Source organism: Pseudomonas gorinensis, from assembly GCF_042015035.1.
Classification (GTDB): Bacteria; Pseudomonadota; Gammaproteobacteria; order Pseudomonadales; family Pseudomonadaceae; genus Aquipseudomonas; species Aquipseudomonas gorinensis.
Window position 1 is genome coordinate 402,981 of sequence record NZ_CP167125.1, and the last position, 11,402, is coordinate 414,382.

At 59.9% G+C, this 11,402-nt stretch carries 12 protein-coding genes; 9 read left to right on the forward strand and 3 right to left on the reverse strand.

What is annotated here, in order from left to right; translation table 11 throughout:
* Positions 1–258: 258 nt before the first annotated feature.
* Positions 259–900: a ribosome biogenesis GTP-binding protein YihA/YsxC gene (gene yihA, locus AB7933_RS01840; RefSeq protein WP_024072629.1), complete on the reverse strand. Its 642-nt coding sequence runs from the start codon at positions 898–900 to the stop codon at positions 259–261.
* A 192-nt stretch (positions 901–1,092) separates the two neighbouring features.
* Here yihA and AB7933_RS01845 point away from each other — a divergent pair, with 192 nt between their 5' ends.
* From AB7933_RS01845 to AB7933_RS01870, 6 genes are all read left to right on the forward strand, one after another.
* Positions 1,093–1,392 (forward strand): c-type cytochrome, encoded by a 300-nt coding sequence (locus AB7933_RS01845; RefSeq protein WP_024072630.1) that lies wholly within the window; start codon positions 1,093–1,095, stop codon positions 1,390–1,392.
* Positions 1,393–1,429: 37 nt separating this feature from the next.
* Positions 1,430–2,035, forward strand: a complete 606-nt coding sequence (locus tag AB7933_RS01850) for a c-type cytochrome (protein ID WP_024072631.1) — start codon at positions 1,430–1,432, stop codon at positions 2,033–2,035.
* Between the two features lie 168 nt (positions 2,036–2,203).
* Positions 2,204–2,839 carry a thiol:disulfide interchange protein DsbA gene (gene dsbA, locus AB7933_RS01855; RefSeq protein WP_024072632.1) on the forward strand — a complete coding sequence of 212 codons (636 nt, stop codon included), beginning with the start codon at positions 2,204–2,206 and terminating at the stop codon, positions 2,837–2,839.
* Between the two features lie 10 nt (positions 2,840–2,849).
* On the forward strand, positions 2,850–3,728 hold the full coding sequence (locus tag AB7933_RS01860) for an endonuclease/exonuclease/phosphatase family protein (protein WP_024072633.1): 879 nt from the start codon (positions 2,850–2,852) through the stop codon (positions 3,726–3,728).
* Positions 3,725–5,830 (forward strand): diguanylate cyclase, encoded by a 2,106-nt coding sequence (locus AB7933_RS01865; protein WP_024072634.1) that lies wholly within the window; start codon positions 3,725–3,727, stop codon positions 5,828–5,830. Before AB7933_RS01860 ends, AB7933_RS01865 begins: the two co-directional genes overlap by 4 nt.
* 88 nt (positions 5,831–5,918) lie before the next feature.
* Entirely contained in the window at positions 5,919–6,695 is a 777-nt protein-coding gene (locus tag AB7933_RS01870) for an N-acetylmuramoyl-L-alanine amidase (RefSeq protein WP_024072635.1), read from the forward strand.
* A 106-nt stretch (positions 6,696–6,801) separates the two neighbouring features.
* On the opposite strand, the gene AB7933_RS01875 is transcribed toward AB7933_RS01870, so the two are convergent.
* Together AB7933_RS01875 and algB are read right to left on the reverse strand one after the other, a co-directional pair.
* Positions 6,802–8,589 carry an ATP-binding protein gene (locus tag AB7933_RS01875; protein WP_024072636.1) on the reverse strand — a complete coding sequence of 596 codons (1,788 nt, stop codon included), beginning with the start codon at positions 8,587–8,589 and terminating at the stop codon, positions 6,802–6,804.
* Positions 8,590–8,599: 10 nt separating this feature from the next.
* Positions 8,600–9,946, reverse strand: a complete 1,347-nt coding sequence (algB, locus tag AB7933_RS01880; protein ID WP_024072637.1) for a sigma-54-dependent response regulator transcription factor AlgB — start codon at positions 9,944–9,946, stop codon at positions 8,600–8,602.
* Between the two features lie 389 nt (positions 9,947–10,335).
* Between algB and AB7933_RS01885 the strand changes: the two genes are divergently transcribed.
* The 3 genes from AB7933_RS01885 (at position 10,336) to AB7933_RS01895 (ending at position 11,333) form a co-directional block, all read left to right on the forward strand.
* Positions 10,336–10,620 carry a hypothetical protein gene (locus tag AB7933_RS01885; protein WP_024072638.1) on the forward strand — a complete coding sequence of 95 codons (285 nt, stop codon included), beginning with the start codon at positions 10,336–10,338 and terminating at the stop codon, positions 10,618–10,620.
* A gap of 78 nt (positions 10,621–10,698) precedes the next feature.
* Positions 10,699–10,863 (forward strand): DUF1328 domain-containing protein, encoded by a 165-nt coding sequence (locus AB7933_RS01890; RefSeq protein WP_003170804.1) that lies wholly within the window; start codon positions 10,699–10,701, stop codon positions 10,861–10,863.
* Positions 10,864–10,865: 2 nt separating this feature from the next.
* The gene (locus AB7933_RS01895; RefSeq protein ID WP_024072639.1) at positions 10,866–11,333 is read left to right on the forward strand and encodes an inhibitor of vertebrate lysozyme family protein; all 468 of its coding nucleotides are present in this window, start codon (positions 10,866–10,868) and stop codon (positions 11,331–11,333) included.
* Positions 11,334–11,402 lie beyond the last annotated feature (69 nt).

Sequence of the window (11,402 nt, forward strand, 5' to 3'; positions counted from 1 at the left end):
TGCCGCCACCCAGCGTGGCGGCTGAGCGCGTTAGATCCGAAAGTGATGTCAGTTATTGCCAAGAGTTTTTTGGGCGGGCAGGAACTTAACTCATGAAATGCGACTCAGAGTTACTGAATGGGTGGTGAAGCCCTTCAATGCTCCTATGTTGTGTTAAGTGTTGGCAGATATCTGGACCCCGCCCTAGCGGTCCGGAACTTGAACCCCGAACTTCCCCTCCCCATACGAAGTCCGGGGTTTTTTTTGCCCGTCGAAAAGTTACTCGGCGATTTCCGCGCCCTTGTCTGCCAATTCCATCCAACTGGCCAGCACGGTGTAGGCGTCTTCCAGGCCCATGCGCTTTGGCGCTGAGAACAACTGGATGGTGATCGCGTCACCCCACCCTTTACGGATTTCGGCCTGCACTTTGAGCAGCGTGTTCTTGGCGGCGCCGTAGGTCAGCTTGTCGGCCTTGGTCAGCAGGATATGCATTGGCATGCCGCTGGCGACTGCCCAATCGAGCATCAGCAGGTCGAAGTCGGTCATTGGATGACGGATGTCCATCATCAGGATCAAGCCCTTCAAACTCTCCCGGCCGCCCAGGTAAGCCTCCAGGTGACGCTGCCAGTGCAGCTTCAACGGGATAGGGACTTTTGCGTAACCGTAGCCGGGAAGGTCGACCAGACGCCGATCATCGTCTAGCTTGAAGAAGTTGAGCAACTGCGTGCGGCCCGGGGTTTTCGAGGTACGCGCCAGGCTGGCGTGGGTTAGGGTGTTCAGCGCGCTGGATTTACCAGCGTTGGAGCGACCGGCAAAGGCGACTTCAAAGCCTTCGTCATCGGGGCATTGGTCAACTTTGGCGGCGCTGAGCATGAACGTGGACTGTTGGCACAGGCCGAGGATGGGATTCTTGAGTTGCATGAGATTTCCGATGTGGGCGGTGCCGAAAAAGGGTGCGGCAAGCGGTGTCGTTTCCGTTTCAGTAGCGCCAGTATATAATGCCGCAGATTTTGTGTGTGCTTTGTCCCAGCGAAGGATGAAGTTCACGGGAGCGATAGACCTTTATTGCGCATTAGAACGCAAAACGCTCTCAAACCCTGAAAAGGTCGATGTATGACCAGATGGTTGCTTGCTATCGGTGTCCTGGTTCCGCTTTACGGCGCTCAGGCTACACAGGATCCGGAAGCGGTGTACAACCGAGTTTGCGTGGCTTGCCATGCCGGCCAACTGCCGAACGCCCCGAAGCGGGGTGACCAGGCAGCATGGGCGCCCAGGCGGGCGCAGGGCATGGACACGCTAGTGCGACACGTGACCCAGGGTTTCAAGGCAATGCCGCCGCGTGGTTTGTGCATGGACTGCAGTCCCGAGGATTACCAGGCCATTATTGAAATGATGGTGAGTAAACCCGGTTAGATAACTCTTAAACCCTTAGCCGTAGTTGGATTAGCTGATGAACAAACTGATCGTGAGTCTGCTGTTGACCTTGGGCATCACCGGTGTTGCCCATGCTGCAGGCGACGCTGCTGCGGGTCAGGCGAAAGCCGCCGTGTGTGGTGCTTGCCATGGACCGGATGGTAATAGCCCGGCGCCGAACTTCCCCAAACTGGCCGGCCAGGGGGAGCGTTACCTGACCAAGCAGATGCACGACATCAAGGACGGCAAGCGCACGGTCCTGGAAATGACCGGCTTGCTGACCAACCTCAGTGACCAGGACCTGGCCGATATCGCCGCCTATTTTTCCAGCCAGAAAGGCAGTGTGGGAGCTGCCGATCCCAAGCAGGTGGCCCGCGGCCAAGACCTGTTCCGCGGTGGCAACCTTGAAAAAGGCATGCCTTCGTGCATCGGTTGCCACTCGCCTAATGGCGCAGGCCTTGCAGCGGCAGGCTTCCCTCACTTGAGCGGCCAGCATGCGCAGTATGTCGCCAAGCAGCTGACTGACTTCCGTGAAGGCAATCGTACCAACGACGGTGATACCAAGATCATGCAGAGCATTGCTGCCAAGCTCAGCAACAAGGATATCGAAGCGGTTTCCCAGTACATCCAGGGCCTGCACTGATCCGGGCAGTACGTTAACGCTCGATTAATCCCGCGATGCAAGCATAAAAAGGGTGGCCCAGGCCGCCCTTTTTTGTGGCCGGTGCCGTTACACTAACGAACTCATGCCCGCGTAGACCTGTCACAACAAAGGTCGCGTGAGGCGACTTTATTTGTCCAGGAGTAAAGCATGCGTAATCTGATCCTCAGCGCCGCTCTCGTCACTGCCAGCCTCTTCGGCATGACCGCACAAGCTGCCGACGTGCCGCTTGAAGCCGGTAAGACCTACGTTGAATTGGCTAACCCTGTACCTGTATCGGTACCCGGTAAAATCGAAGTGGTGGAGCTGTTCTGGTATGGGTGCCCGCATTGCTACGCCTTTGAACCGACCATCAACCCGTGGGTTGAGAAATTGCCTTCCGATGTGAACTTCAAACGTATTCCGGCCATGTTCGGCGGCCCTTGGGATGCACACGGCCAACTGTTCCTGACCCTGGAAGCCATGGGTGTGGAGCACAAGGTTCACAACGCCGTCTTCGACGCGATCCAGAAACAAGGCAAGCGCCTGACCAAGCCTGATGAAATGGCTGACTTCGTCGCAACCCAGGGTGTCGACAAGGACAAGTTCCTGGCCACTTTCAATTCCTTCGCCATCCAGGGCCAGATCAAGCAGGCCAAGGAACTCGCGCAGAAGTATGGCGTGCAGGGCGTTCCAACCATGATCGTCAACGGCAAATACCGTTTCGACCTGGGCACTACCGGTGGTCCTGAAGCGACCCTCAATGTTGCCGACCAACTGATCGCCAAAGAGCGCGCAGCCAAGTAAGGGGCCTGTCATGCGCCGCTGGGGTACCGAACGCGTTGTTGGCCTGCATGACGCGCGGGTCAATGAGGATCACCTGGAATCCACGGGCTTGCCGGCAGATAGCCGGTTGCGCCTGCTCAGCTTCAATATCCAGGTCGGTATCAGCACCGAAAAATACCGGCACTACCTGACCCGTGGCTGGCAGCATCTGCTGCCTCACAATGGGCGGGCCGGTAACCTGCAAAAGATCGGCAACCTGCTCAATGACTTTGACCTGGTCGCCTTGCAGGAGGCCGACGGCGGCAGCATACGCTCGGGCTACATCAACCAGGTCGAGCACCTGGCTCAGCTCGGTGCCTTCCCCTACTGGTATCAGCAACTCAATCGCAACCTCGGGCGTCTGGCGCAGCACAGTAATGGTGTGCTGAGCCGCCTTAAACCGACCGCCATCGAAGATCACCCACTGCCGGGCCCCAAGGGCCGGGGAGCGATTCTCGTGCGTTTCGGTGAAGGGCCGGAGGCCTTGGTGGTGGTGATGATGCACCTGGCGCTCGGGGGGCGTACGCGCAACCTGCAACTGGCCTACGTGCGCGAGTTGATTGGCAACTACAAGCATCAAGTGCTGATGGGTGACATGAACACCCATGCCAATGACCTGCTGCAGAATTCCCCGTTGCGGGACCTCGGGCTACTGGCGCCGCAAGTCGAAGCCACGTTTCCCAGCTGGCGTCCGCAGCGTTGTCTTGACCATATCCTGCTCAGCCCGACCCTCACACTCGAAAGTGTGCAGGTGCTGGCGCAGCCTATCTCCGATCACCTGCCGGTCGCGGTAGAGATTCGTCTGCCGGGTTCGCTCACGGTTGATGCATTGCCCGCGTTGAGCCCCGGCCCTCGCGGACCCCTTGCATGAGCGACGACGCCCAGCGCTGGAAAGAAAAATACCTGTTAAGCATCGAGCAACAAGAAAAGCTCGAACGTCGCTGGGCCTCTCGCCTCGACCTGCTGCGCCGAGGGTTGGTACGCAGCACGCTGGCTGCTGAGGGCACCGACCGCGCGGTCGATCAATGCATGAAGGAAATGCGCGATGTCGTGCGCACAGATGATATGGACGCCGCCCTTGCTGCCTTGTTGCCACGACTGGAAAAAGCCGTGCTGGATTCAGAGCAGCGCCGCGAAACGCGTGTCGACCAGATGGGTGCTGCGCTGACGGCCCTGGTGACGCAGTTGCAAAAACTGCCGCTGCCCCGTGAAGTCGCGCGCCCGCTGAAAACCTTCGCTAAGCAGTTGGATGGCCGTGTCGGCCAGGCGCGCGAGATTCCGCTGTTGCTCAGTGAGTTGAGCGCCCTGCAAGGGCAAGCGTTGAATAATCTGGAGCCGGAGGGTGAAGCCACGCGCTCCGGGCCGGGCCTGCTGCAGCGCCTGTTTGGCACTCGGGAGGCCAGCACTGAGGCGCCAGTGGGCGAACCAGCGCCGCCGCCGTCCGCGCCGCCGCCTGTTGCTACCCAGGTCGCAGCCGAACCAGCACCCCAAGCGCCTGCACAATCCGAAGAGTTGGCCCAAGCCTTGCGGGCCTTTGCGCCGCTGCCGGCAGCCCCTGAGTCTCAACCTCAGCTTGCGCCTGCTGCGCCTGCCGTGTCAGTCGCGCCCGTCAAGGCTGTACCGGTCGCAGAGGTTGCCGGTGCCGCGAAAGTCGCCAGCGAAACCTTCGTATTCGAGGCTCCGGCCCAGGCCACTCCTGTCGCGCAGCCGATTGAGGCAGCTGAGACCGATGTCTCTGAACCGGCGATACAGGAGCCAGCACCCGAAAGCGCACTCGCTGCCTTTATCGAAGCGCCCGACGTGCTGGTCGATGCGCCAGACGAGACCACTATCGGCAGCCTGTCCCTGCCGCCCGTCCTGGAGAGTGCCGATCCTGACGAGCTGCAATCGGATGGCGTCTACGCTCTGCCCGATTCGCCTGAGCCGTCCTACAGCTCCGTGGCCAAGCACATCGAAGACACATTGCTCGGTCTGCTGGAAGACCTGTCCCTCCCCGAACGCCATCGGCCCCAGGCCGAAGCCATGCGCGAACGCCTGGCCCATGGGCTGAACTGGTACGAATTGCTGCCGATTCTCGATGACCTGGCCGTGCTGATGCTGGCGGTCACCGACAGCGGCCAGCATGAGTTCGAGGCTTACCTCAAGCAATTGAACGAGCGGCTCGAAGCGTTCCAGGGGCATTTGCAGGTGGCCAGCGACGGCCATGCCGACAGCCGCTCAGCAGCCCGTGAGCTGGACACACAGATTCGCGAGCAGGTCGACGGCCTGCAAAGCAGCGTGCAGGAAGCGGCTGACCTGGACAGTCTCAAGAAGGTGCTCGAAAGCCACCTTGAAGGCTTGCTCGGCACCATGGATGAACACCAGCAGCAGCGCGACCAGCGCGAGCAGGAATTGTCCACGCGGCTCAAGGGGCTGGCGGAGCGCGTCGCCAATATGGAACAGGAGGCCCAGGGCTATCGCGAGCACCTGGAGGTGCAACGCCAGAAGGCCCTGATCGACCCGCTCACCGGCCTGCCCAATCGTGCGGCCTGGAGCGAGCGCCTGGACCATGAGGTGAACATCTGGCATCAGCGTGGCAACAGCCTGTCGCTGGCGATGCTGGATCTCGACCACTTCAAGCGCATCAACGACGGCTATGGTCACCTGGCGGGTGACAAGGTGTTGAAGATCATCGCCAACGTATTGCGCAAGCGCCTGCGTCCGGGCGACTTCATCGCGCGTTTTGGCGGTGAGGAGTTTGTCTTGCTGATGCCGGACTCATCCCTGGCGGATGCCTTGGCGGTGGGTGGCATGCTGCGCGCTGCTATCGAGGCCTGTCCGTTTCACTTCAAGGGCGAGCCGGTGACAATCACGGTGTCGATGGGGGTGGCGCAGTTCCAGCCTGGCGAACGCAGTGAGCTGGCACTCAAGCGCGCCGACGAGGCGTTATATCGCGCTAAGGCGGCAGGGCGTAACCAGGTGCAGGCGGCCTGAAAGATGTTCCATTTTGTAATTTGACCGCCAGGCAAGAAGCCGTACGTTACACTGTTGCATTATTGTCTTCAGCGTACTGTCTTCCGCCATGAAATCCCTGTGCTTCGCCTTTGTGTTTCTCCTGCTCGCCGGCTGCGCCAGTGGCCCGCGTCTGGATACCAGCCACCCTTCCGTGAACCACGACAACCGTGTGCAATTCGTTGTCGTGCATTACACCTCCACCAACCTTGAGCGTTCCCTGGCCTTGCTCACGCATGGCCAGGTCAGCAGCCATTATCTGATCGGCGACGACGCCTCTGCCACCATCTATAAGCTGGTGGACGAAAGCCAGCGCGCCTGGCATGCAGGGGAAAGCGAGTGGATGGGCCGAACCTGGCTGAACTCCAGCTCCATCGGCATCGAAATCGTCAACCCAGGGTACCGCGACACGCCGACGGGGCGCGTGTGGTACCCGTATTCCGAAGCCCAGGTGAAATCCCTGGTGGTGTTGCTCAAGGACATCAGCAAACGCAATGGCATCGACCCCAGGAATATCATTGGGCATAGCGACATCGCGCCGCTGCGCAAGCTGGATCCGGGTCCGTTGTTCCCGTGGAAGCGTCTGGCTGACGAGGGCTTGGGGATCTGGCCCGATGCGCAGGCCGTCGCCCGCTTCCAGTTGCAGTACACCACCGATCTGCCGAGCATCACCTGGTTCCAGGAAGAGTTGGCCCGCCTGGGCTACCAGACGCCGCAAACCGGCGAGCTGGATGTCGCCACGCGCCACGTGATCGCGGCATTCCAGATGCACTTCCGGCCGTCGTTGTTCGATGGCACACCGGATGCGGAAAGCGCCGCGATCCTGCGTGCCCTGAATCGCCGTTGAATCTGCGAACAAGCGTGCTTGTGGCGCCCCCGCAAGCCCGTGACGGCTACACACAGCGGGACGGCGCGACCCTTCGACAGCACTCGCGCCACGGCGAGCCAGGCGCCTACAAGGGCAGTGCCATGTAGAACTGCGTGCCCTGCCCCGGCCGCGAGTACACGCCCATGCGACCGCCGTGCAGCTGCACAATTTCCTTGCACAGCGCCAAGCCGAGGCCGGCGCCGCCTTTCTTGCGGCCCACCTGGACGAAGGGTTCGAAGATACGGCCTTGCTGGCCATAGGCGATACCTTCGCCATTGTCCTCGACGCTGATAATCACCCGTTCGCCATGTCGCCGGGCCTGCAAGCGAATCTGCCCGCCTTCGGCGGTATGGCGAAGGGCGTTGCCCAACAGGTTATCGAGCACGCGCTCCAGCTGAGCCTGGTCGGCATACAACCTCGGCAAGTCGGCTTGGGCTTCAACCAGCAATTCGATATGTTGCGCATTCGCCGGTTCAGCGAAGCGGGCACGCGCATGCTCCAGCAAGTCAGTGACATCGCACGGGCCCAGGGTGAGTTTTTGCAGACCGTTCTGATAGCGCGAGAAGTTGAGCAGGTCATTGATCAACTGCATCAGGCGCTGCATTTCTTCATTGACCGTATCCAGCAGGTCCGCTTCCCGCGAGTCTTCAGGAAACTTCGCGCGCTCGCGAAACAGACCAAATGCCATGTGCATACCGGTCACTGGCGTACGCAGTTCATGAGAGGCGCGTAGCACGAATTCGCTGCGTACCCGTTCAAAGGCGCGCTGCTCGGTCACGTCATGCAGCACCATCACGGCGCCGAGGATGTGGCCTTGGGTATGGCTGACCGGCGTCAGGCTGTAGGTCAGCAGGCGCAATTCACCTTCGACCTCCACTTCCAGGTCCTCGGGCGCCCGCTCCAGGTTGCCGCCGCGCAGCACCAACTGAAGCTGTTCATCCATTTCAGGGCGCCCCAGCGCTTCGCTCAAGCCTTGGCCAAGACGCTCCTCGTCCCAACCCAACTGGCGCTGTGCGACGGGGTTGAGGTGTTCCAGACGGCCCTGGCGGTCAATCATCAACAGCCCGTCATCGATGCTGTCGAGCACTGCTTGCAAGCGCTGCTGGCCGGCCAATAGCTCGTCGACATTGGTTGCCTGATGTTGGCGCAATGCCTCGGCCATGATGCCGAAGCGGCGGGTCAGTTGGTTCATCTCCGCGGCCGACGAGATGGGCAGCGTTACTTCGAAATCGCCCTGCCCGATCTTGTCCGCCGCCTTGGCCAACGCTTCGATCGGCCCGCCAAAGCGCCGTGCGATGCCATGGGCGGTGACGAAACCGATGATCAACACCGCCAGGCCGACCAGCCCCAGCAGGCCTGCGATCAACAACGCACGGCCACGGGATTTGTGCTCGCTGGTGTTGATATTCTCCAAGGCGCGCTTGTGCTCGGCGAGCAGGCCATTGCGCAACGCATTGAAGGTTTCGGTGAGCTTTTCGTTTTTATTGTTGGCAAGCGAGATTTGTTGGGAATCCTCGAAAGCCTTCAGGAAGTTCTGATAGTCAATTCGCGCCTGGCTGAACCCGCTGGCGAGGCCATCTTGTTCCTCATGGGCGATGCCTTGGTCCAGCAGCTCGAAATAGTGCTGCTTGGAGGTTTGCAGGGCCGCCAGGTCCGGATGCTCACTGAGCATCAGGATCAACTGGTCCCCCAGGGTCTGGCGCAACTTCAGGCCCAGGTCCAGGGTGATGAAGTTGCTGCGGATCAGCGACTCCTGGCTCTTGGCCATTTGCATCACACTGACCAGGCCCAGGATCAACCCCAGCAAGGCGACGGTAATCAGCGCGGAGATACTCAAGAACAATCGAGTGCGCAGTGTCATCGCTAGCTTCATAAGGTACCGCTCACAGGTTGTACTGTTTGCGTTTGCGGTACAGGGTCGATGCGTCGATGCCTAGGGTTCGGGCCGCCTGGTCCAGGGTATCGCTGGTGGCCAGTACCGCGCCGATGTGAGCTTTTTCCAGTTCATCCAAGCTCAACGCCGCGCCAATCCGCGGCGCATTGTTGGTCGGTTGCTCGGCCATGCCGAGATGGCTGATTTCGACTTTTTCCTGAGGGCAGATAATGCTGGCGCGTTCCACCACGTTGCGCAGTTCGCGGATATTGCCCGGCCAGCGATAGTTCAGCAGGGCCTCGCGGGCCTCGTCGCTGAAGCCGCGTGCCGGACGGGCATACTCCTTGACGAAGCGCGCCAGGAAGCGGTCGGCCAGGGTCAGGATGTCTTCACTGCGTTCGCGCAGCGGCGGCAGGTGCAGGGTGATGACATTGAGGCGGTACAGCAAGTCTTCGCGGAAGCGACCGTCGCGCACCATGTCTTCCAGGTTCAGGTTGGTAGCCGCGAGGATGCGCACATCGGCGCGCCGGGTCACCGGGTCACCCACGCGCTCGTATTCCTTGTCCTGGATGAATCGCAGTAATTTGGGCTGTAAAGTCAGGGGAAAGTCGCCGATTTCGTCAAGAAACAACGTGCCGCCGTCCGCCTGGTTGACACGCCCCAGGGTACTCTCGCTGGCGCCGGTGAAGGCTCCGCGGCTGTGCCCGAACAATTCGCTCTCCATCAGTTCCGCCGTCAGAGAGGGGCAGTTGATGGTGACGCAGGACTTCTTCGAACGTTTGCTCCAGCCGTGAATAGCACGAGCGAGCTCGCCTTTACCCGTGCCGGACTCGCCGAGGATCAGGATATTGGCATCAGTCCCGGCCACCTGGCGTGCGGTTTCCAGCACCACCATCATCGCCGGGCTATGGGAGTCGAGGCCGTCCTTCGATTGGCGGACTGCGCCCTCAAGGGCTTCCAGGCGCGCGGAGAGCTGGCGCACTTCCAACTGCTTGGCGGTGGCCAGGCGCAACTGGTCCGGGCTGCAGGGCTTGACCAGGTAGTCGGCAGCACCGGCCTGGATGGCATCCACGGCCGTATCGACCGCCGAATGCGCGGTCACAATCACCACGCGCATCCAGGGGGCTTGAATTCGCATTTGGGCCAATACATCCAGGCCGTTGTCTTCGCCCAGGCGCAGGTCCAGGAAGCACAGGTCGAACACCTGGCGCTGCATCAGGGTATCGGCTTGGGCGGCGCTGTTGGCGGTGGCCACGGTGTAGCCTTCATCTTCCAGGCAATAACGGAAGGTGCGGAGGATCGCGGATTCGTCATCCACTAAAAGAATACGGCCTTGAAGTTCCTTGGCTGATTCCATCTGTCCCGCGCTCCTTAAACTATGAATGATGGTGTTTAGTCCCGTAATAATCGGGCAAGTTGCATGGTTTATTCTGATCGATAAAAGGCAAGGTCGTGCAGGTATCTGCATGTCTTCCTACAAGGCCTACCTGATGGCGTTTTCATGCCGTCTTGCCACTTCGGCAACGCAGTTTCTGTTTTCGATCCATCGATCCGACCGTTGGCTATCGTGCATTTCGCACGGCCCACACGGAGGCATCGTGCAGGATGCTGGGCCTTATCCCTAGATAAAATATTTAACTCATTGTTTTTATTGAGTTTTATTTTGTAAAAAAGCTGGCATGCGCTCTGCAATACCTCTCCCAAGAGCGTCATGAACGAATAATCAGAATGCGGGAGAAATGCAGCATGACTCGCCAAAGCCTCAGCCACTTGCATGTATCGCCACTGCGCTTGCAACAAGGTCTGTTTGCCAGCCTGGCCCTGATGGTCACGTTGATTGGCGGCCAGCAACTGCAGCATTGGCAGCACGGTCAGCAGCAAACCCCGCATTTTGAACGTCCAGTGATGACGCAGACCCATTTCCGTTCCGTTGGCAGCGTTTCTGCCGATGCAACAGCCCCGCAGCTGCGGATGGTTGACCAGGATTCATCCCTGAGTGAACTGCCATCCCAGGAGCGCTGGGTGTTCTAGGCAACAAAAGGCCGCTCGAGTCGAGCGGCTGTACGGCACTACCGCTGTTACCCCTATAGAAGCGTAAGGAGAATCACCATGTTGAGTTGGGCAATCACATTTCTGATCATCGCCATTGTGGCTGCAGTCCTGGGCTTCGGTGGTATCGCGGGCACCGCAACGGGTATCGCCAAGATCCTGTTTGTCGTTTTCCTGGTGATGTTCATCGCTTCGTTCTTCTTTGGTCGTCGCGGCCGAGGCTGAATATGACCACTTTGTCTCTCAAAGCCATAGCTGCCGTCCTGCTCCTGGGCGGCAGCGGCCTGGCAATGGCCGCCAACGACGGTCAGACCCGGGCCAGCGAATTGCTCAGCGCGGACCCGCAATACCGTGAAACCTGGCAAAGCGTGGTGAAGAAAGAAGAACGCCTGCCGGAATGGGTGATGAACCTGTCCGGTGCGGCGGAGCAAATGAATGCTGTCGAGGAGGATGGCGACAAGTACTTGGTCGGGCCGCTCTGTGAAACCGCGGACACGTGCCGGAATAAGCGCTTGATCGTTGCCTTCAGCTTCGACAAGGAAGATGCCTACGCCATGTTGGTGGAAGTGCCCGCCGGTTTGCCGGCAGATAAATCCCCGACCCGGCACGCGGATTACCGTTTTATCGGTAAGCCGGATGAGGGCATGAAAAAGCTGCTGATGGAACAGCTGAAGAAAGATCCGAATTGGTACTAGGTTCCGTCTGACGCGTCTGGCGTCTACGGGGCTGGCGTCCATAGAAAGAAGCCCCTCGCTTCTTTCTGT